This is a genomic window from Sorangium sp. So ce726 (assembly GCF_051521405.1).
Lineage (GTDB): Bacteria > Myxococcota_A > Polyangia > Polyangiales > Polyangiaceae > Sorangium.
Genome location: NZ_CP150349.1, coordinates 9,432,927 through 9,453,296, shown reverse-complemented (window position 1 = coordinate 9,453,296; position 20,370 = coordinate 9,432,927). Strand labels below are relative to the sequence as shown.

Annotated in this window: 17 protein-coding genes; 7 read left to right on the top strand and 10 right to left on the bottom strand. The window is 67.4% G+C overall.

The window, feature by feature from the left end; all coding sequences use genetic code 11:
* Window positions 1-49 precede the first annotated feature (49 nt).
* Both WME79_RS35100 and WME79_RS35095 read right to left on the bottom strand, forming a co-directional pair.
* Window positions 50-1,870 (bottom strand): hydrogenase maturation protein, encoded by a 1,821-nt coding sequence (locus WME79_RS35100; protein WP_437523877.1) that lies wholly within the window; start codon window positions 1,868-1,870, stop codon window positions 50-52.
* Window positions 1,871-1,973: 103 nt separating this feature from the next.
* On the bottom strand, window positions 1,974-2,990 hold the full coding sequence (locus WME79_RS35095; RefSeq protein ID WP_437523875.1) for a GlxA family transcriptional regulator: 1,017 nt from the start codon (window positions 2,988-2,990) through the stop codon (window positions 1,974-1,976).
* A gap of 982 nt (window positions 2,991-3,972) precedes the next feature.
* On the opposite strand from WME79_RS35095, the gene WME79_RS35090 reads away from it, so the two are divergent.
* Window positions 3,973-4,662, top strand: a complete 690-nt coding sequence (locus tag WME79_RS35090; protein ID WP_437523873.1) for a hypothetical protein — start codon at window positions 3,973-3,975, stop codon at window positions 4,660-4,662.
* Window positions 4,663-4,868: 206 nt separating this feature from the next.
* On the opposite strand, the gene WME79_RS35085 is transcribed toward WME79_RS35090, so the two are convergent.
* On the bottom strand, window positions 4,869-5,957 hold the full coding sequence (locus WME79_RS35085) for a Kelch repeat-containing protein (protein ID WP_437523870.1): 1,089 nt from the start codon (window positions 5,955-5,957) through the stop codon (window positions 4,869-4,871).
* 551 nt (window positions 5,958-6,508) lie between these two features.
* Window positions 6,509-6,871, bottom strand: a complete 363-nt coding sequence (locus WME79_RS35080; protein ID WP_437523867.1) for a hypothetical protein — start codon at window positions 6,869-6,871, stop codon at window positions 6,509-6,511.
* A 520-nt stretch (window positions 6,872-7,391) separates the two neighbouring features.
* Between WME79_RS35080 and WME79_RS35075 the strand changes: the two genes are divergently transcribed.
* The 3 genes from WME79_RS35075 (at window position 7,392) to WME79_RS35065 (ending at window position 10,920) form a co-directional block, all read left to right on the top strand.
* Entirely contained in the window at window positions 7,392-9,539 is a 2,148-nt protein-coding gene (locus tag WME79_RS35075; protein ID WP_437523866.1) for a right-handed parallel beta-helix repeat-containing protein, read from the top strand.
* 300 nt (window positions 9,540-9,839) lie between these two features.
* Window positions 9,840-10,412 (top strand): CAP domain-containing protein, encoded by a 573-nt coding sequence (locus tag WME79_RS35070; RefSeq protein ID WP_437523863.1) that lies wholly within the window; start codon window positions 9,840-9,842, stop codon window positions 10,410-10,412.
* 67 nt (window positions 10,413-10,479) lie between these two features.
* Window positions 10,480-10,920, top strand: coding sequence for a hypothetical protein (locus WME79_RS35065; RefSeq protein WP_437523860.1), 441 nt, complete (start codon window positions 10,480-10,482; stop codon window positions 10,918-10,920).
* 128 nt (window positions 10,921-11,048) lie between these two features.
* Here the strand turns inward: WME79_RS35065 and WME79_RS35060 are convergent, their stop codons facing one another.
* Window positions 11,049-12,020, bottom strand: a complete 972-nt coding sequence (locus WME79_RS35060; protein WP_437523857.1) for an eCIS core domain-containing protein — start codon at window positions 12,018-12,020, stop codon at window positions 11,049-11,051.
* 155 nt (window positions 12,021-12,175) lie between these two features.
* On the opposite strand from WME79_RS35060, the gene WME79_RS35055 reads away from it, so the two are divergent.
* Both WME79_RS35055 and WME79_RS35050 read left to right on the top strand, forming a co-directional pair.
* Window positions 12,176-13,225 carry an AraC family transcriptional regulator gene (locus tag WME79_RS35055; protein WP_437523854.1) on the top strand — a complete coding sequence of 350 codons (1,050 nt, stop codon included), beginning with the start codon at window positions 12,176-12,178 and terminating at the stop codon, window positions 13,223-13,225.
* 406 nt (window positions 13,226-13,631) lie between these two features.
* Window positions 13,632-14,183: a hypothetical protein gene (locus tag WME79_RS35050; RefSeq protein ID WP_437523850.1), complete on the top strand. Its 552-nt coding sequence runs from the start codon at window positions 13,632-13,634 to the stop codon at window positions 14,181-14,183.
* 168 nt (window positions 14,184-14,351) lie between these two features.
* Here WME79_RS35050 and WME79_RS35045 read toward each other — a convergent pair whose 3' ends face one another.
* Window positions 14,352-14,534 carry a hypothetical protein gene (locus WME79_RS35045; protein WP_437523849.1) on the bottom strand — a complete coding sequence of 61 codons (183 nt, stop codon included), beginning with the start codon at window positions 14,532-14,534 and terminating at the stop codon, window positions 14,352-14,354.
* Window positions 14,535-14,904: 370 nt separating this feature from the next.
* Here WME79_RS35045 and WME79_RS35040 point away from each other — a divergent pair, with 370 nt between their 5' ends.
* A complete protein-coding gene (locus tag WME79_RS35040) occupies window positions 14,905-16,440 on the top strand; it encodes a serine/threonine-protein kinase (RefSeq protein WP_437523846.1) in 1,536 nt (511 codons plus the stop codon).
* 317 nt (window positions 16,441-16,757) lie between these two features.
* On the opposite strand, the gene WME79_RS35035 is transcribed toward WME79_RS35040, so the two are convergent.
* The 4 genes from WME79_RS35035 to WME79_RS35020 all read right to left on the bottom strand — a co-directional run bounded on the left by WME79_RS35035 (window position 16,758) and on the right by WME79_RS35020 (window position 20,355).
* Window positions 16,758-16,910 (bottom strand): hypothetical protein, encoded by a 153-nt coding sequence (locus WME79_RS35035; protein WP_437523843.1) that lies wholly within the window; start codon window positions 16,908-16,910, stop codon window positions 16,758-16,760.
* Window positions 16,911-17,192: 282 nt separating this feature from the next.
* Complete coding sequence (locus WME79_RS35030) at window positions 17,193-17,639, bottom strand: hypothetical protein (protein WP_437523841.1); 447 nt, start codon at window positions 17,637-17,639, stop codon at window positions 17,193-17,195.
* A gap of 82 nt (window positions 17,640-17,721) precedes the next feature.
* Window positions 17,722-18,786, bottom strand: coding sequence for a DUF1835 domain-containing protein (locus WME79_RS35025; RefSeq protein ID WP_437523839.1), 1,065 nt, complete (start codon window positions 18,784-18,786; stop codon window positions 17,722-17,724).
* Window positions 18,787-19,083: 297 nt separating this feature from the next.
* On the bottom strand, window positions 19,084-20,355 hold the full coding sequence (locus WME79_RS35020; RefSeq protein WP_437523836.1) for an SMI1/KNR4 family protein: 1,272 nt from the start codon (window positions 20,353-20,355) through the stop codon (window positions 19,084-19,086).
* Between the last annotated feature and the right edge of the window lie 15 nt (window positions 20,356-20,370).

Genomic DNA, 20,370 nt, shown 5'->3' with positions numbered 1-20,370 from the left:
TTCATCCGCCGGGCGAGCGTGGGGGTCTTCGCGCACGGGCGCGAGCCCATCACGATGTCGCGGCGAGGGCAACGGCTTCCCAGCCGATGGACGCGAAGGAACGGCGGTTACGGCCCAGCCCGGGCGCATCGGCGCAATGGGCGTTGCCGCAGGCCGCATCCAGGTTCGTCACGCATTTCAGCAGGCCGACCTTGGGCACTTTCCGGACGAAAGCGCTGCGGGCCAGGTGGTAGGCCGGGGCCTCGCCCCAGATATTCCGGCGCATCTCCGCCAGCTCCTCTTCCCGGTAAGCCGCCAGCGGTTTCCGCCGCTCGTCGGCGGCCCGTTCGGCCCGCTTGCCCTCCAGCCAGGCGTGATGATGGCCGCTGCTGGCCAGCTGCTCGGCGATGCGGCCGATCTGCTCGCGGAACTGGGAGAAATGGCTGCCGCCCAGGTCGTCCTCCACGATGACGTCATCCACCAGGCCGATCGCCTTGGCCTCGCGGATGCCGAGCGGCAGGCAGCGCTCGGTGAGCTCCACGGCCTTGGCCAAGCCCACCCGCTTCGGCAGGGAATAGGTCCAGTATTCGGAACCGTAGAGCCCCCCCATGCCTTTGTAATGCGGGTTGAGGACGATGCCGTCGCGGGCGAGCACCCGGTCGGCGGCCAGGGCCATCATCACCCCGCCGGCCCCGGCGCTGCCGTACATGGCGGCGATCACGATCTGGTCGGATGCGGTCAGGATGGCCTTGCAGAGGTCATCCATGGCATTGATGTTGTTCCAGGTCTCCTGGGCCGGGTCGGCGGCGGCCTCGATCAGGTTGAGGTGGATGCCGTTGGACCAGAAATCCCGCCCGCCCTGCAGGACGATGGCCCGGGTGGGGCGGCGGCGGGCGAACAACACAGCCTGCTCCAGGCGCCGGCAGTGGTCGGTGCCCATGGCGCCGTTGTAGAAACGGAAATTCACATAGCCGACGCCGTTCTTCTCCTCGTACCAGATGTCGCGGAAAGTCTTGCCCCGGGTGAGGGCGTCGATGAAGAGCGGCAGCTCCGGCACCTCCTGCATCGCATCGGGACCCAGCACCATGGCCGCAGGCAGCTTGAACCGCCGCTCCTCCGGACCGTTCTTCGGCTTCAGGTGGGAAATCCACACGGCCCCGTCCACCGCTGCCCGACAGATGGCGCCATGGCGCTGGGCGATGATGTCCCCCGGCTTGCCCACCAGTGCGCTCTCCTCGTGGGCACCGAAGAGATAGACCTCTTGGCCGGCGATCTCGTCCAGCACCCCCGGTGCGCCGTCCCCGGTCCGCACCTTGCGGAGGATGTCCGCCACCCGGTCCGACTCCCAGTCGACGCGGCGCTGGGCCTGCTTCAGCACAGGCCGGAAATGGCCCAGGGGCTCGGCCCGCGAGTAGTCCAGGGGCGCCGGCACGAACATCCGGCTCTCGAAGCGCTGCACCGCCACCTCCATGGCCTTCACCGCGCAGCGGGTGATCTCGTCCCGATACAGGCTGCTCTTGCTGCCCTCGCGCATGGCGCAGCGGTAGGTGGCCCAGATGGGGCCGGAATCCATGTGCTCGACCGCCTCCAGGACGGTCACGCCCCACGCGGTTTCCCCGTTGTAAATGGCCCAGTCCAGGGAATTGGGGCCACGGTCGCCGACGATGCCCGGGTGGACGATCAGGCAGGGCGTTCGGCTCCAGATGTCACGCGGAATGACATGGGCCAGCATGGGGCAGAGAATCAGATCGGGCCTGAACTGCGCGACCACTTCGCGCATCGCTCCCGCGGTCGTCGCCGCGGCAACACCCACCTGATGGCGATCCTTGAAGAGCACGTACGCCTGCTGGGTCAGGCTGTTGAAGCTGCTGGATAGCAATAGTAGTCGCATGGTTGCTCCGGACGGTTGATGGGCTTCAACAGGATTTATTGCCATGGAAAGTACCGTCGGAATGGCGGGGGTCCAACCGTTGCCGCATGACCGGATGATCGGATTACAGAACACCCCCCCTTCTGAAACGCGACCGGTAGACCAGGGGGCTCACCTTGAAGTTCCTCTGAAAACAGCGACGCATCGCTTCTGCGCCACCAAACCCACACTTTTCCGCGATCATCTCCACCGGCGACAGACTATTTTCAAGCCATGCCCTGGCCTTCTCCAGGCGGCTCTGCTCGACGAACTTGGCGGGGGTCAGCCTCACTTCGCGCTCGAACAGGCGAGCGAAATTGCGGGGGCTCATGTGCATGCGCCGCGCCAGGGCGTCGACGCTCAGGTTGGCCTCGGGATGGGCGTCGATCCAGGTCTGCAGCTCCCGGAAATCCCACCGGGCGCCGGAGCTGTTGTGCAGGGCCACGTTGAACTGGGACTGCCCACCGGGCCGGTTGGGGAAGACCAGCATCCAGCGCCCCACCATGGCGGTCGCCTCCGGCCCGACATCCTCCTCGATCATGCAGAGGGCGAGGTCCATGCCCGCCGTGACGCCACCCGAGCTGTAGCGGGAGCCATCACGGATGGCGAGACGATCAGGTTCCACCCGGATGTCCGGGTATTCCTCTGCCAGTTGCTGGCACCAGTGCCAGTGGGTGGTGGCGCGGCAGCCGTGCAGCAGCCCGGCCTCGGCCAGCAGAAAGGCGCCGGTGCAGACCGAGCCGATCCGCCGCACCCGCTGGTCCATGCTCCGGACCCAATCCACCAGGACCGGATTGTTGCGGGCCCGGTCGACCCCGATGCCGCCCGTCACCAGCAAGGTGTCGATGTCGTCCCCCACATCGGCAAGGTCATGGTCCGCAATGATCTGGAGCCCTGACATGGTCCTGATGGGCCCCGCCCGCTCGGCGATCACCGAAAATCGGTACGCCGTCCAATCGGGATTGCAGGTGAGGTGGAGCCAGCTGTTCACGAAGGAGAATACTTCCAGCGGACCGCACACATCCAGGATCTGGCAGTCGGGGAAAGCCAGCATGGCAATGTGGCGGGTCTTCGATGAGGTTGTCGGGGTGATGTCGATCACGGCCACCTCCTCGGACTGGGGTTCCACGCCGATCGGGGCCTGGGCTGGATGGTGCGGCGGCTCGAGCCTGTCGGCGATGCCAAAGATCCAACCTTTTCTGCCAACGACCAGCCTCGGCGCCGGGATTCGTATCGCACGCTCTTGTCCTGCCTGACCGACGCGGGCGGTAGCCGCACCTGAAAGAGGCCGCGCGCCGGTCGAACCCTGGGTGTCAGGCCAGTTGTCGCATCCCTGGATCTAGCAAGGGTAGAAGGACCTGGATAGGGCGGATAGGGAGCCCGCGTGCGACGACCGTATTCAGCAGCATCTCGAGCCAAGATGATCCGGCGAATGACCGGTCCCAACAGGTGACGGCAACGGAGCTCGCTCGTGAGGTCAAGATGCCGCAGCCGACCTTGTCAAGGTGGCATGCTCTCTCTCAAGCAGTCATGCCGCAGGGAGGAACGCCCAACGACCTCAAGCAGCTCGCCGGACCGGTGCGATCGGCCGGCGACAAGGTCCGCATCGTGCTGGCTGCCGAGCGGCTCTCCGACAACGAACTCGGCGCGTTGCTGAGGCGCGAAGGCGTGCACACGAGCGAGTTGGAGGCGTGCGGTAGTGACGGATTGTCATCCAGATGCTGGCGAGTCTGTACATCGAAGAGGGCTGGCCCGAGGTGCAAGGCTTGCCCTCCGGTATCCGTCCTGTACGAGGGCCGGCTGCATCCGCACCGGTCGAATGGCATGGAGCGCTGGAGACGCCACCGCGTCGTCCCAGACCGAACGCCTCGACGAGGCGCCCGTCCCCGCCGGCCCTGGCCGGCCAGCGCGACCAATTTGCCGAGGGGGGAAGGAGAATTCAATCCTGTTCGTGGTACGTTCACGCGTTGCGCGCCTGCCCGATCGACGATGCAGCCCCGCTCGTATCCTTCGGCGGAGCCGTCCTCGAGCGCCGCGTGGACACGCAGGTGAACATTCTCGTTGATGGGGGCCCGATGATACGGATGAAGTTTCTTGGATTGTTGATGGCCGGCCTCTCGCTCGTGGCATGCGGCGATGGCGAGGGGAGCAATGGGGGCAAGGCCGGCGGCAACACCGGCGGCGGAAGCGACACCGGCGGCGGGACCGACACCCGCGACGGAAGCGACACCGGCGGCGGAGGCGACACCGGCGGTGGAAGCGACACCGGCGGCGGAGGCGACACCGGCGGCGGGACCGACACTGGCGGCGGGACCGACACTGGCGGCGGGACCGACACTGGCGGCGGGACCGACACTGGCGGCGGGACCGACACCGGCGGCGGGGATGCTCTCGACGGCGAGCAGCTCGGCGAGCTGACGGCCGCGGAGGCCCAGCAGGTGTGCGACGCCGTCACCGCGTCACTCGATCTCTCGAAGGAGGACCTGTGCGACCTCACCGGGGTGCTCGCCAGCGTCGTGGATGGAACGGACTGCGAGACCGCCAGGGCGGATTGCATCCGCGCTCCGGAGGCGCCCGAGTCGACAGGCTCGTGCGACACGGCCGGCTTCGCGGGGTGCACCGCCACGGTCGCGGAGCTCAAGGCCTGCATGATCGCCACGGGCGACGCCTTCGAGGCGATCACGTGTGAGTCGTCCATCGACGACTTCTCGCCGCAACCCGCGGCGTGCGCGGCCGTCAAAGCGAAGTGCCCGGGGCTCCTCGCAGGCGCCTGAGCGCTCGTGAGATCGCCCCTACGGGGACGGCAGTCCCCAGAACCGGCGTTGCTGAGGGCTCAGTAGTCGAGGTCCGTCGGGTTCTGCGTGGCGAGTCGGCGTGCAAGTAGCACGCTGACACTCCCTCCATTCGAGTCGCCCGCATGGCCGCAGCCCTACCAGAACGGCGCACGGACTTGTAGCGGGTGATAGTCCGCGTCCACGGATCACTCGAGGACGAGCGTTTGACTCCCCGGCCTCAAGAAGCCGAGGGATCGGTCCCGCCGGATGATCGGCGTTCCATACTTGAGCACCTGCGGAAGCGGCGTGAACGGTGACCAGGCGTCTTTGACGGGATCGTAGGCGAATCCATTCGTGAGCGCCTCGGCAGGGTGAATGGTTCCGCTCGCGTCCTGGAACGCGGGCTTCATTCCGCCGGTGTAGAGCACGCGCCCGTCGCCCAGGGGGACCAGAAACGAATCCGTGCGAACGTCGGGCTGGTCTGTCGTGGTCCATTGGTCGCGCTCCGGATCGTAGATATCGCAGCGCGTGGCGTCGCCCAACCCATGGGCCCCGTTCGCCACGAGCACCCGACCGTCGCGGAGAAGAACGGCCTGGTGTGCCCATCGCGGCTTTGGCAGGGGGGTGACTGCCTTCCAGGCTGTGCGCAATGGGTCGAAGATGTCGACGTTGTCGATCGCTCCAACGCCATAGATATTTCCGCCAATGAGGATCGCGCGGCCGTCGCGTAGCTCGACCAGCGCCGAGTAGAACCTTGCCCGAGACAGGTCGGTGAGCGCCGACCAGCGATCGGCGCGCGGGTCGTAGACCTCGGCGCCACGCGCGACATCGCCCCGGTCCCTTCCACCTGCGACGAGCACGCGACCGTCACGGAGCAGGATTGCCTCGTGACGCCGGCGGGCCTCGTGCATCGGCGCCGCCTCCGTCCAGGTCCCGGTCTTCGGGTCGAAGATCTCGACTCCGGCGAGGGCCGGCGGATCGACCGTCACGCGTTCCACGCGCGTGCCGCCTGCAACCAGCACTCGGCCGTCGGAGAGCTTGGTGGCGGTGTGCTCGGCGCGCGCTTGGTGCATGGAGGTCGCGGGATGCGCCGACTGCATATCTTCGTCCACGATCAAGGCCGACTCTGAGGTGACCTGGTTCCAATGCGCATCCGAGATATGGCCGCCGGTGATGAGCGCGCGCCCGTCGTCGAGCAAGGCGATTGCAGGGGCAGCTCGATAGGGTTTGATCTCGACGGCGAGTCGATACGTGCCGCGCACCGAGACGAGGGGCGGGAGCTCGGCAGGGGGCAAGCTCGTCGGAGCGGGTGCGGGTGCCGACGCTGTGGGCCGAGCGTCGATCGAGGGCGCGGCCTTCGCTGGGGGAGGTATCGGCCGCTCGAACGCGCGTGGCTGACCGCACGCAGGAAGCCCCACGAGAGCGGACAGAGCGCACCAGGAAACGATTCGAACTGCGCGCATGCAAGACGCTAGCATGACACGTGCCGCGGGTGTCGTGCGGAATCGTCCACATTTGGCCGAACAAGCGCCGCAAAATCGGATCGTGGATGCGCCCGCGCAATCGATGAGACCGGGCTCGCCACCGCGCCGCCGACCGGCGTTCCAGCGCGCTCACCGTGCGTCGACGCGGCGGCCGCCGTGCTTGGAAGAGCGCCGCCCTGCGCCGCAGGGTGCTCGGGCACGCCGCGTCGTCGCGAGAACATCCCGGCCGAGATCAGCGCCCGGAGGGCGACGCGCGCCCACGGCACGCCGAGCCGCCCCGGTGCGCGCTCTTCGCTGCGTTCGAACCGCTCTAGCGAAGCAGGAGCGGGGCGTCGCGACGCTCGCGGTCTCGTCACTGCGGTTCACTGCTCGAAGCGACGTATCAAGTCTACCGTCACGCAGTTGTTCTGGCAGGCCTGCCTCCATGCGTTGCAGGCCCATATGGCGTCCACCGCCCCATGGCCCCACCAGATGGTGACCTCGCCCGCGTTAAAGTAGTTCCCGGTGTTGACGTACTGACCGATGCACCTCCATGTGGAGTATTGAGCCGCTTGCTGCGCGGTTCCAACCGCCTCCGCCGCTTCGGGGTCGATCGCATCCGCCGCCTCGGGCTGGGCCTCGTGCCCGTCATCGCCTTCGGGGGGAGCCTCCCCAGCGCAGCCACCGAGCACGGCTGCGGCGCCGAGGAGCATCAACGGGAGGGCCGTCTTGCGGAACAAGCTCATCTTTTTACTCCTGTGAGAATTCTTTCCTGGCGGGGAGCGCTCACGTCCCGCTCTTGACTGGTGAATGCCGCGATGGCGGGCCGTCCTTCACCCGATCGTGCGCGGTGGTCTCTTTTTCGAGAGAAGCCTCTCGGCCGGCCCCCTCAGCAGGAGGTTGGGCGGCGACCCGACCCAGGTTGCCGGCGGGTGACGCGACCCAGGTTGGATTGCACCCAGTCAGAAATCTCTGACAGAGTGAAAATCCACCGTCACCGGCTTTATCCGTTCATGCTGAATAGATCCTCACCCCGACGCCTCGCGAACCGACGGCTGTCCGAACGATGCGCAACTGTACGATCGTTGCGCGAGATCGCGTGATCGCTCCAGCCATCGAATCGCGCCATCAAGGTGATCGCCTCGTCGTTCCCCCACGATGAGCGTCATGGCCGCCTGCTTGCAATGTCCTCGCGTCGAAGCACCTGGTGCACGCGTCGTGTACGCGACTCCAGCGTCATGAGCCAAACAACGAGGACCACGACCCATGAACCGATCGCGCAAGAACCGGATGACTCCTACGATGCACCGGTACGCTCCGCCCGGCGCCCTGCTGCTCGCCGTCGGGCTCTTCCCCGCATGCGCGACGCAAGGCGGACCCGATGATTCCGACTCCGACACGCTCGGCGCCGGGCTCGCCTCGAGCGCGACGATGACCTGCTCGAAGCTGACCGTCCTCAAGGGGTCCACCGGAGGCCAGGGCGCTCAGGCCCTGGCGACGAAAGATCTGAGCGGCACGGCCGATACGTGGAGCAAGTATGTCGAGTTCAACCCCGGCAGCCAGGCTCAATGCGAGTACGCATTGCCGGCCGGCGCCTCGGACGCCGACGTCTCGGCGCTCAGCCTGTCGGTGAACTACCGAGGACCCGCGAAGGCCGAGATGCTCTGGACCTTCGACGCCTGGGACTACAGCACCAGCACCTGGGTCAAGATCGGCGACAACGCGTTCGCTTCGTCCTGGGCCTGGAGCGCCGCCACCATCGCGCTCCCGTCCCCGCACGCTCGGTTCGTGTCGGGCGGCAAGCTCAAGATCCGCTATGGAACCACGAGCACCGCCGACGCGTCCGACGTCGACCTGCTGGTCCTCAACGCCACCCTCACCAGCGGGCCGCCGCCCGAGTGCGTCCCCGAGACCGACGCGCAGCTCTGCTCGCGGCTCGCCAGGAGCTGCGGCCCGCTCTCCGCCAATGACAGCTGTGGCAACCCCCGCACCGTGGCGAGCTGTGGAACGTGCTCTGGCACCCAGACGTGCGGCGGTGGCGGGTCGCCTGGCGTGTGCGGCGACGCCGGCTCCACCTCCGACCCTGACCCCAACCCCACCCCCAGCCCGGTGGCCGGGGCGTGCGGCGATCGCTCGAGCGGCAGGACCATCACCGTCGCGCCATCGGGCGGCGACCACAGGACGATCCAGGCCGGCCTCAACGCGGCGGCCGCAGGCGACACCGTTGTCGTCAAGGCGGGCACCTACAACGAGAAGGTCTCCTTCACGAGGAGCGGCACCGCTGCAGCCGGCTGCATCACCCTCAAGGGCGAGGCCGGCGCGATCCTCGACGGGACCGGCAAGAGCGGCGTCGGCATCGACATCTCCAGCAAGAACTACATCAAGGTCACCGGCATGACGGTGCAGAACTTCAAGGGCAGCGGCGACACGCCGATGGGCATCAGCGTGAGCGGCAGCTCGAGCTTCCTCGAGATCCGCAACAACCTCGTGCACCACATCGAGAGCTCCCAGGACGCCCACGGCATCGCCTTCTACGGGACGTCCGCGACGCCGATGACCGACCTCCTCATCGACGGGAACGAGATCCGGAACTGCAAGCTCGGCTCGAGCGAGGCGATGGTCCTCAACGGCAACGTCACCAAGTTCGTCGTCTCGCGCAACACGGTCCACGACAACGACAACATCGGCATCGACTTCATCGGCTTCGAGGGCACCGGCCCCTCGGGCTCGGACCAGGCGAGAGACGGCGTGTGCGTGGACAACATCGTCTACAACATCTCCTCGGCCGGAAACCCCGCGTACGACGGCGAGCGGTCGGCTGACGGCATCTACGTCGACGGCGGCAAGGACATCGTCATCGAGCGAAACAAGGTGGACTCGAGCGACATCGGCATCGAGATCGCCAGCGAGCACGCGGGCAAGACCACCAGCAACATCACCGTGCGGAACAACTTCGTGTCGCGGAGCTACCAGGGCAACATCATGATCGGCGGCTACGACACGAGCAGGGGCAACGCGGCGGACATCGCGGTGCTCAACAACACGCTCTACCAGGGCGCCGGCGGCGAGATCATCCTCCAGAACAACTCGAACGGCGTGCTCATCCAGAACAACATCCTCCGCGCCACGTCGGGCAACGACTACGTGAGCAGCGGCAGCAACAACAGGAACGTGACCGTCGACAACAACATCTTCTTCGGCGCGAGCCGCAGCTCGGCCGGCGCCTTCTCCGACCCGCACGCGAGGTTCGTCGACCCGCTCCTCGTCGGGCCCCCGTCGGACCTCCACCTGACCAGCGGCTCGCCTGCCGTCGACGCTGGCATCGATCTGGGCAGCCGGAGCGGCGCCACCGACATCGACGGCGGCGCGCGGACGAGCGGCACGCGCATCGACATCGGCGCCGACGAGCGCTGAAGCCGCGCCGGCTCCGCGAGGCGCGGGGTCACGCAGGCCGGGTCGGGCGCTTGAGCGACAGCCGCACCAGGCCGTCCTGTTGCAGCTCGACGCGCTCCTGCGCGATCGGGGGTCTCAGGGGCTGGATGGCCGGATTTCCATCCGGCTGGATAACGGCTATCCCGACGTCCGGCGCCATGCCCGGACGCCGCCGGCCACACGGCTGTAGGGCTTATCGGTACAAGGTCTGTCGTGAGTTGACATAGCCCATCATCGAATTAATTGTTGCGGCGCGCGGCCGAGCTGTAGGACAATTGTTCCGTGAATACGCTCGGCTCACGTCTCCACGGGTTCGCGCTGTTCTCCCTGATGCTCGCCCTCGCTGCCGGGTGCGGCAGCTCGTCCGACGACGCCGACGCCCCGGCGAGCGGCCAGGGCGACGACGAGCCGCCCCGGATGGTCGGGATGACGGCGGCCCACAACGCGGCGCGCGCCGCGGTCGACCCGCCCGCCGATCAGCCGCTGCCCGCGCTCTCGTGGTCGTCCGAGCTCGCCGCGGTGGCTCAGGCCCATGCCGCTAAGTGTGTGTTCCGCCACAGCGCGAACGGCTACGGAGAGAACCTCTTCGCGACGTCGAGCGGCGCCTCACCCGCCCCCGAGGATGTCGTCGGCTCGTGGATCAGCGAGGCGGGCAGCTACGACCTCGCGAGCAACGCCTGCAGCGGCACCACGTGCGGCCATTACACCCAGGTGGTCTGGGCCGACTCCCTGCGGCTCGGCTGCGGGGTCGCCAGCTGTGCGGACGGCTCACCGTTCGAAGGGGTCAGCGCCTGGCAGTTCTGGGTGTGCACGTACGATCCTCCCGGCAACTTCGTCGGCGAGCGCCCCTACTGAGCTCGACGCGCTCCTGCGCGATCGGGGGTCTCAGGACGTAGCGCAAGAGCGCCTCCCTCGACGCGGCATGGTGCGCGCCGGCGCGTGTCGCCGCGTGCTCGGTCAGGCCCGGGATCCCGCGGTCCGCGCCGCGCTCACCGCAATCGCCGCGGACGAGGCGCGCCACGCCGAGCTCACGTGGCGCGCGGTCGCGTGGGCCGTCGCCACGGGCGGCGCCGAGGTGCGCGCCGCCGTCATCGACGCCTTCGCGGCGAGCGAGGAGGTGCTGGCCAGCTTCGCGAGCGGCGCCGCAGCGAGCTCCGAGCTCGCTGCCCACGGGCGGCTAGGCGCGACGGAGGTCGCCGCCGTCCTCCGTCGCGCGCTCGATGAGGTCGTGCGCCCCGCCGCCGCGGCCCTGCTCGGCGCATCCAGCTTGCCGGCAAGCGCCGCCGCAGGCTCGCTCTCTGCCTCATTCGCCGCCGAGGCGGCCCGGTCCGCGGGGCTCGACCCGAGCGACGTCCTCGCCTGAACCCATGATCCGGAGGTGAAGGAGCCGCTCCACGCAGAGATAGACGGAGCCATCGCGCGAGGGGTCTCCGGCGCGCCGGCGATACGGCGATAGAGGTCGGGTCGTAACCCCGGGCGCGGCGGGTCGGGTTATTGGGCGAATGGTCTCAGCACCGCCTCGATGAGCTCGGGATCGTTTATCGGTCTATCCTGCAACAGGCCGATCGCGAAGTGCTCCGCCGAGATCTCCTCGGCCGACAGGATCTCCGGGGTCGTGGTGCCGATCTGCTCGAACAGGCCCTGCGCCGAGTCGAGCGGGTGCGACGCGGCGCTCGCGGGCTCGATCAGCTCGAGCTGTATGTAATCCAACAGCGAACCTCCCTCATAGTCCTTGCTCGCCATGATGGCGAGAAACACCTCCACGGGTTTGCCGTCGAGCTGCACATTGATGGTCTCGTGCACCTTCGGATCGTCGGGGTTGGTGATCCGGCGTTCGGCGAGGCTTGCCGGGAAGCTGATGTCCTCCGCGCGGACGAAGCCGAGCGCTTCGTGGGTCGGCCAGCGGACCACGTCGGGGTTGGCGCGGCTCCACACATGAAACAACTCGTGCGCGATGACGTGGGTGAACAAGGCGTCGTCCATGGTGAACAGGCCGTCACAAAGGAAGATCGACGCGCTCCGGGTATAGGCCAACGCGTCGGCCTCTTCCTTGCCATCTGTCCGGACAAGTTGGACCTCTGCTGGATCCTCCGGCGGCTTCAGGCCCGTGGCGGCCATCCGGTCGAGGACGGTGCTCAGCGCCGCGGTCACGCGCTGGCGCTCGCCCTCGGAGAACTCGAGCACGTGGGACGGCATCGCGCGCAGGTAGTCGTCGACGGTGACGGGCTCCAGCGAGCCGGTCCTGAGCTGCAGATCGAACCGGTTCATCTCGGCGACGTACTCGTCTCGGCGGCTGATCTCGATGCGCCCCTCGTCCTGGCTGAGGAACACCGCTGCCACGGCGTCGGCTTGCTCGCCGGCGTCGTCCGACCGGTGCGACGCATCGTCTTCGTCGTCGCACCCCGCCGCCCACAGTGGGATCGCCACCATCACCGCGCGGAGCACGGCCGCGGCGATCGCCATGGATGGCCGCGGTGAACGCGTTGCTCTCTCTGCGGGACCGAGGCGGGGCATAACGTGCAACACAAACATAAGGGCTCCTTCTGGCGCACGAGCAGGCGCACCGTCGTGCATGCATGTGCGCTCGACAGTGGTGCCCGAGATGTTAGAAGACGTTCATGGCGAATCACGTCAAAGACATGACGATCCGCGACACCGACTGGTCGACGGTGCCGGCCGCCGCGCTCGCGAACGTGCTGCGCGCGGTCGAGGGGTGCGTCCCGGTGCGGGCGGTGTGCAGCGACGTCGGCCTCGACGTCACGCGGCCCACGGAGCCAGACGCGCGGGTGCCGTACCACCAGCTCGCCGACCTGTATGAAGCGGCGGCGCGCTGGACCGGCGATCCATGGTTCGGCTTGCACGTCGGAGCGAACGTGGACGCGCGCCGCTTCGATCTCCTCGGGTATCTCGCGCTCACGACGGCGACGCTGGAGCAGGCGTTCGAGGTCCTGGCGCGCTACCTGCCGCTGTGGACGACCAGCGCGGGCTTTCAGATGGAGCGCTCGCACACGACGATCGAGGTCGCCTGGGCCTACGCCGATCCCACCGCCCCGCTGCGGCGCCACGACTGCGAAATGTCGATGATGGCCGCCGTGAGCGTCGGTGGACAGCTCCACGCGGAGCGCTGGCGTCCCCGCGAGGTGCACTTCCGCCATGGGCCGCCGGCCGACACGTCCGAGCATGCGCGCCTGCTGCGCGCGCCGGTGCGGTTCGGCATGCCGCGCAACCTGATCGTGTGCGATGCGGCGTCGGGCGCGACGCCGATCGCCAGCGCGGATCCGGTGCTCCACGAGCTGCTGCGGGATCTGGCCGAGCGACGGCTCGCTGGCCGCGCCGTGCAGCCGTCGATCCTCGACGACATCGTCGCGGCGATCGTGAAGCTGCTGCCGACCGGGGACGTGCAGCTGCCCCGAGTGGCGCGCACGCTCGGGCTCGGCGCGCGCACGCTGCAGCGCCGGCTGATCGCCAGCGGCGCGACGTTTCGTGGCCTGCTCGCCACGGTGCGCCGCGATCACGCAATGCACGCGCTCGTGCACTCGGACCTGCCGATCGGCGAGATCGCAACGCGGCTAGGCTACGGCTCGCTCAGCGAGTTCCATCGCGCGTTCCGGAGCTGGGTCGGCACAGGCCCGGCGGCGTACCGACGAGCACACCGCGTGCGGAGGTGACGACCGGCGGTGGACCGCGGAGACGAGCTCGCTGCGGTCGATTTTGCCAATTGAGCTGAGAATTTCGGGTGCTCTCTCGGAATGCGAACCTGGAAAAGAAACCATGGCTGCGACCACGCTTGACGGCCGTGCCACGAGAGGATGAAATGGGCAGCACATGAAATGACGCCGCGCCGGAGGCCAGCACGGCGGCAACTCCCCCTCGATGGCGCGACGTGAGCCATGCGGTTTTGCATCCTACGAGAGTGCTTGTCGCAAGCGCGTAGGTAAAAGAAGCCGGCTCGCTGCGTGAAGAAGTGTGGCGCGGCGAACCGAAGTGGCGGGACCGCGCGCGTCGCGACGCCTCGTTCATGGGTCGAAAGAGCGGGCCCCGCGCGGCGCAGAGCGCGCCAAGGAGCGCATCGGGGTGCCGCAGGCACACGTCGCCCTCCGGGAGTTGGTCTGGCCCGGGATGTTCTTGCGGCTACGCGGCGTCCCCGAGCGCCTTGCGGCGCAGGACGGTGCTCTTCAACGTCCGGGGCTCCGGGTCGCCTGCGGCGCCCTGCGCCCCGAACCCCCAGTACGGCGGCCGCCGCGTCGCCTGCGGCGCCAAGCGGCCTGGAACGTCGGTCGACTCACCGAGCTCGCGTGGCGCGCGGTCGCGTGGGCCGTCGCCAGGGGCGGCGCCGAGGTGCGCGCCGCCGTCATCGACGCCTTCGCGGCGAGCGAGGAGGTGCTGACCAGCTTCGCGAGCGGCGCCGCAGCGAGCTCCGAGCTCGCTGCCCACGGGCGGCCAGGCGCGACGGAGGTCGCCGCCGTCCTCCGTCGCGCGCTCGATGAGGTCGTGCGCCCCGCCGCCGCGGCCCTGCTCGGCGCATCCAGCTTGCCGGCAAGCGCCGCCGCAGGCTCGCTCTCCGCCTCATTCGCCGCCGAGGCGGCCCGGTCCGCGGGGCTCGACCCGAGCGACGTCCTCGCCTGAACCCATGATCCGGAGGTGAAGGAGCCGCTCCACGCAGAGACAGACGGAGCCATCGCGGCCCCCTCGCCGCGAGAGCCGATCAGCACGCGCCACCCGCCAACGCGCCCGGCGGCGCGCGCCAACGTGCGCGCTGCCTCAGTCCGGCTCGTCCCGGAAGTCCCCCGCCGCTCAGGGCGCTGGGGAGACCACCAGCTTGGGCGACAGCATGAAGCCGGTGCCGAGCAGGTAGAGCTCGCGCCCGTTCTGCCTGAGCACCTGCAGGCCCGTGCCGCCCCAACTGATGCGCCACTCGATCCGAAAGCCGTGCTCCCGGTCGAGCGACCCGACGGCGCAAGCAGGGCGCCGGGCCACGCAGCTCTATGATAAGCTCAGCGCGCCGCGATGGCATCGAGCCCGCTTCACGTCCGCCCCCGACGCGTCTCCGATGAGAGCTCCCGCCCGGTGCGGGTTCCGCGCGCGGTCGCCGACGCGACCTCTTGCATATGGGCCAAGGTGCTGTCGGCGAGCTCGGTCAGCTTCAATGGAACGTCGACCGCGGCGAATCCGACGACGAGCTCGTCGGTACGGCTTGACTCGCCGGAGCTGTTCGCTCCCATGGCGCAGGAGCCGGGTTCGAGGTCGTGCCGGAGGATCGTGCCGAAACCTATTGCGGGCGCCGGCGACAGGAGCCCGCCGCCACGCTGTTCGCCCGCAACGGAGTCACGCGACTGAGGTGTGAGCGATGCGACCTAGCCAGCAGATAACCCCCACAATCAGACTGGTCCGACCTCTCGCCGAAGGCGCAATGGGCCGTGTCTGGGTAGCAAGGCACCTCGCGCTGAACACAGATGTCGCTGTCAAATTCATGGCACCTGCCTCCGTGAGTGATCCGGAGCTCGCTGCCCGATTTCGGCAGGAAGCCCAGGCAGCAGCGAACATCAAGAGCCCGCATGTTGCGCAGATCCTCGATTTCGGCGTCACCCCTGAAGGTGAGCCATACATCGTCATGGAGCTACTCGAGGGCGAGACGCTAGGGCAGCGGCTTCGTCGTGTGCGACGTCTACCTCTCCGCGACCTTCTACAGCTGGTCACGCAGGCAGCCAAGGCCCTCAGCCGGGCGCATCGCCTTGGAATCGTGCACCGCGACATAAAGCCAGACAACATCTTCCTCGTCGATGTGGAGGGGGAGATGTTCGTCAAGGTGCTTGACTTCGGAATCGCGAAACAGCTCCAGGGGGATATGGGTGCCATAACAGCCACCGGCAGGACACTCGGGACGCCGCTCTACATGAGCCCGGAGCAGTTCGTCGGCTCCAAATACATCGATCATCGCACCGACATTTGGTCCCTCGCGGTCGTCGCTTACCACGCGCTCACGGGGCGGCTTCCCTTTGCATGCAAGTCCCTCGGTGACCTGGCGAACGCGGTACGTAACGGCAACTTCCTTCGGCCAGGCTCGATACTCCCCGACCTGCCCGCGACGGTTGACGCGTGGATGGCGCGCGCCCTGCAGCCCGACCTTGAGTTGCGGTTTGGGTCGGTGCTGGATCTCGCAGCGACCCTTGAGGTCGCTGTCGGCGGGGCCGTGGCTGGCCGCGCGGCGGTCGTTGCGACACCCGTTGACGTCTTCATGACGACAGCACGCGTGCCGGGGCGCGAGGAGGAGCACGAAGGCGCAACGGCGCAGGAACAAGATGTCTCCGCAGCCCCGGCGGCGCTGAAGGAGCTCAGTCTGGCGAGCGGTACGATTCGGCTCCTAAGGGGCTCTATCTTGAGCGCCGACGTCGAGGCGATCGTGTGTCCTGCTGACCCGCAGCTCCGGCCCGACTTCGATGGCATATCCACAATCATTCACCGTGCGGCGGGACCACTATTGGTTCAGGAGACCAGCCGTCGAGGTGGGTGCAAGGTCGGCGGCGCCGTCATCACCGCCGCTGGCCGACTCTCCCCTCCGATTCGGTGGGTCGTTCATGCGGTGGCGCCCGCATACTGGGCAGATCGCGAGCCAGAATGCGACCAATTGCTGCGCCGCGCCTGCGAAATGAGCTTGCAGCTCGCAGAGATGAGCAGCGTGCGAAGCATCGCCTTCCCGGCGCTCGGCACCGGAGTTAACGGTTACGCTCTCGAAAGGGCCGCGTCGATCCTGCTTACTGCAACGGTTGATTACCTGGCCATCGCCGGGCGCGGCATTCATCTGGTCTTGTTCGCTCTCCCAACAGCGGTCGGCTACGAGGCGTACGCGCAAGCGCTGGCGAAGCTCGCGCGGCGGCGCACTTAACGGCGACCTGGCGCGTACCGTCGAGCACGCCGTATGGGGTCTACGCCGCCGGCCGTATCCGTGGGAAAGTCCAGGCAACCGCTGCCGGCGTGGCGTTCGTGGCGCGTAGGTAAGAGAAGCCGGATCGCTGCGTGAAGAAGTGTGGCGCGGCGAACCGAAGTGGCGGGGCCGCGCGCGTTGCGACGCGTCGTTCATGGGTCGAAAGAGCGGGCCCCGCGCGGCGCAGAGCGTGCAAAGGGGCGGCAAAGGCGCGCATCGGCGTGCCGCGGGCACACATCGCCCTCCGGGAGTTGGTCTGGCCCGGGATGTTCTTGCGGCTACGCGGCGTCCCCGAGCGCCTTGCGGCGCAGGACGGTGCTCTTCAACGCTCGGGGCTCCGGGTCGCCTGCGGCGCCCTGCGCCCCGAACCCCCAGTACGGCGGCCGCCGCGTCGGCGCTGGGTGAGCGGCCTGGAACGTCGGTCGGCTCACCGAGCGCGGTGAGGAAGCGGGCGATGTTGCTCGGCGCGGTGATCATGGGGACGGCTTCATCCTGCCCTTGCAGGCCGGGCACTCGAGGAGAAACAACGATGGCTCCCCCACGGGAGCCAGGGCAACACCTCGCTCTCGTTCTAGGCGCGGCCACCCCGCTCCGAGGCGCCGCGCCGTGCCGCTCACCCGCACCGAGGGCAACCGCTTCGGCGAACGAGCTCCCCACGCTCGCAGACGCTGCGTGACCGTCTGTAAGTTCCGATACTTGGCGGACCGCCGAGCCTACGCGCCCCGCGGGCTGGGAGGCTGGAGGTAGAACGGGCTTACCTCCTCATCGAGCGCCTCGTACTCCTCCGAACTCGACTTGTGATTCAGGTACATGAGGACCGCCCGCGCGGCCTCCTGCAACGGCATGGGCGGCGCTCTGGTGCCGTCCCATGCTTCGCAGAGCGCCCGGAAGCTCTCGAGGCGCTCGAGCAGCGCTAGCCACCATGCCCGCGTCTCCGGCTGATTCCGGCGGACTGGCCGGAAGGTGGCGAGCAGGCTGTCGATGTGGCCGAGCGCTGGGCGGCGCAGATCCGCGGGGAGGATCTTCGCAACCATCCTGGGCGACGCGAGATAGCCGCACCACACGAGGGCTGCGGCGAACGTGGCCGTATCCGGGATCGCTGCCAGCTCCGCCTCGGTGGGCGGCGGGCGCGGATCCTGGTCTTCTGGCTCAGGGGCCATGGCGAGTCCCTCTATCACTTCGGTCTACAGAGCTGAATCCAGTGGGCCAGCTGGCTTCCGATCGCGGGTTTTAGGCTAGCCCTCACAGGCGAGCGAGCCGTCCGTCTTCGAGCAGCACCCAGGGGGCCACAGGTGAGTACGCCTCGGTCCCCGCTACGGGAAGGCGGGGCGCGTCCGCGAGCTGATCGAGCCCCTTGTCTCGGAGTCGCGTACCACGTTCGGTGAGGCGGTACACCCACGACTTCATCGCAACGTCAGGCCTCACGTCGGGTGCGCGCTCTACGAACTCGTTCGAAGCGTGCCTCGCCCATTGGGCCAGACGATCTTCCAGGAACAGGTCGCCTGTACAGGCGAGGAGCTCCCGCAGTTCCAATCCAGACTGCGACTTGTGGCAGAACACGGATACGTCAGTTCGGTACTCACCTACCGAGAGGATGGTCAGGATGAGTTCATCGAGTTGGCTGAGGCGCAGGATGCCTTCCGTAGTCTTCCTAGGAAAGAAAGATGACAGAAGTCCCCACAAGGGGGCAAGTTCCGGAAACCCTTCGACACCAGCCATGCAGCTTTCGACGAAGGGCAAAGGATCCTCATCGGCGTAGCTTTCCCAGAGGCGAACGGCACGATCGTAGCGTTCCACTGGCCAAGGGCACGACGTGGCGAGACGATCCAGAAGAACGTTGTCGAGATGGTCGGCGACCGACGCGGAGCAGCTGAACCGCGGCACGCTCGGTGGCTCACGGAACCTATTCATTGTGCCGTAGACACGCTCGAGCTCGACGATGAGGATGTCACTGTAAGCGATCCCGATGTGCCGCAGCCAGCTACAGACCCTCCATAGGTTCACTCGTTCATGGAGGCTCACTGATGCCCACAAGACGACGGGCAGCTCCCAGCGAACATCCTGCGAATAGAGCCGATCCCACTTTTGGCCCGATTCGTCTGCACCCGAGCGCATCTCAGACAAAGAGCACCAGGCCTCACGCGTCCGGACATGTTCCAGGGCATCGAGGCGGCTCGGCCCGACAACAAGGCAATCTGACGAACGCACGACGTTGGCCGCGCCGAGTTGCACCAGGCGGTCTGCTGTTGGCGGGTCAAAGGCAACATGCGTCGCATCGAGAAGGGCAGGCAGGTCCGTCGTGTTCATTCGAATCCACAGCTGTAGCATTCACTGTACTTGTACGGGCGCTTATCCTGACAATCCTCGCGACAGTAATCACAAAGGCTCCGATGGCCGATCGGACGCGTGCACGGCCGCCCCATGTCCCTACACTTTTCGTACATCTCGGTATATTCGTGAACTGGCGTGCAGCCTGCCATTAACGCGGACGATTCGCTGCCCACGTCTTCGTTTCCGCCTTCGTCGTTGCGCGCCTCGGTCACTCGGACGAGCTTGCTGAGCGGGTTTCCCTCGTAACGCATCACGACCCGCGAAGCGCCCGCTTCATTGAATAGACTTCAGGAACGCCAACAGCCATTCGCCGAATCTGGCTCCCTCGACGGAGGGCTCCTGGTCTTCTCCAGCCTCATGGTCCCACAGAACCACCGAAGGCTCGTCAAATCGAGCATCCAAACAGTAAATATTACCTCCGCCATCATTCATGATCGGAACCAAATGCTCTGGAAGACGCGGGCTCATCTCCCCTCGCTCGCTCTCCGCGATGCGCACAAGATCAAGATGTGAAGGCACATCACTACCTAATCCATGCAGCTCAACAGACAGAATGCCGCCCCATCCGTAAATCTTCAAAAATTCACGAAATTCTCCGCTCAGCTTTATCCCCAGCTGCCGCTCCGCTGCCACAATTTCCGAATCTGTTGCTCCGCGACCAACCAATCGACTCGGACTCTCATCAAATAGCACTCTCAATTCGTCAATGATCATTTCTTCCTCATCGAATACATAGCTCCACGTGGCCTCCGCGTTCGCGTAGGTCGTCCCATCCGCCCGCTTGCCGCCGGAGATGACGTTCGTGACGGTCTTGAGCGCGCCCGTCCCCGGCCAGTACGTCGCCGTGCGCCGGCGCAGCACGCGACCCTGCTCGTCCGTCGTCTCGACGAACTCCGGCTTCACGATGTAGGCCGAGCCAGGCTCCGTGTAGTCCACCCTCTGATGCACGTTGTCGTCCGGCGTATCGGCCTCGCCGGCGGCGTGCAGCCGAACAGGTTGCCGAGCGTCGCCGAGGTCATAGAGGCGCGGGGCACCTGCGTCTGCGCCGAGCCCGACGACGCGCCCTGCGCGCACGAAGAGCGGCGGCGGCTCGTCGCTGGTCGGCAGCGCGGCGGTCGCGCGCACCATGCGGTCGGCGTTCGATGACACCACGGCATGCCGAGCGCCCTCGATGAGGTCGCGGTGCTGCCGGTCATTGACGGCGATCGTGGGCAGCGCCGGGTCGATGCACATCGGCAGCGCGCTCGACGCCCCTTCACCGCGCCGCTCGCTGCCCTCGCCGAATCCAGCGAACCCGAACCGGACCGCGAGTTGCTCGACGGCCTGCTTCGCATCGACGACGCGCACCTCCATCACGAGGTCGACCACGCTGCGAGCCCCCGCGCGCACGCCCTTGCCGGCGCAGCGCGCGTGCTGGCACTTGAGGCCGTTGCCCATGATCGCGACACCTTTGTCAGCCTCGCCACAGCCGGGGCATCGCACGTGGCCGTTGCCGTCGTCGAGGCCGAGCCACACGGCGACGTCGGCGACCGGCACGGCGTTCACGAGGGCGAAGGGGCT

What these genes read in the sequence shown, in the direction of transcription:
- WME79_RS35100 (WP_437523877.1), bottom strand. Translation starts at nt 1,870, where the DNA reads ATGCGACTACTATTGCTATCCAGCAGCTTCAACAGCCTGACCCAGCAG.
- WME79_RS35090 (WP_437523873.1), top strand. Translation starts at nt 3,973, where the DNA reads ATGAAGTTTCTTGGATTGTTGATGGCCGGCCTCTCGCTCGTGGCATGC.
- WME79_RS35080 (WP_437523867.1), bottom strand. Translation starts at nt 6,871, where the DNA reads ATGAGCTTGTTCCGCAAGACGGCCCTCCCGTTGATGCTCCTCGGCGCC.
- WME79_RS35075 (WP_437523866.1), top strand. Translation starts at nt 7,392, where the DNA reads ATGAACCGATCGCGCAAGAACCGGATGACTCCTACGATGCACCGGTAC.
- WME79_RS35065 (WP_437523860.1), top strand. Translation starts at nt 10,480, where the DNA reads ATGGTGCGCGCCGGCGCGTGTCGCCGCGTGCTCGGTCAGGCCCGGGAT.
- WME79_RS35060 (WP_437523857.1), bottom strand. Translation starts at nt 12,020, where the DNA reads ATGGCGATCGCCGCGGCCGTGCTCCGCGCGGTGATGGTGGCGATCCCA.
- WME79_RS35055 (WP_437523854.1), top strand. Translation starts at nt 12,176, where the DNA reads ATGGCGAATCACGTCAAAGACATGACGATCCGCGACACCGACTGGTCG.
- WME79_RS35040 (WP_437523846.1), top strand. Translation starts at nt 14,905, where the DNA reads ATGCGACCTAGCCAGCAGATAACCCCCACAATCAGACTGGTCCGACCT.
- WME79_RS35030 (WP_437523841.1), bottom strand. Translation starts at nt 17,639, where the DNA reads ATGGCCCCTGAGCCAGAAGACCAGGATCCGCGCCCGCCGCCCACCGAG.
- WME79_RS35025 (WP_437523839.1), bottom strand. Translation starts at nt 18,786, where the DNA reads ATGAACACGACGGACCTGCCTGCCCTTCTCGATGCGACGCATGTTGCC.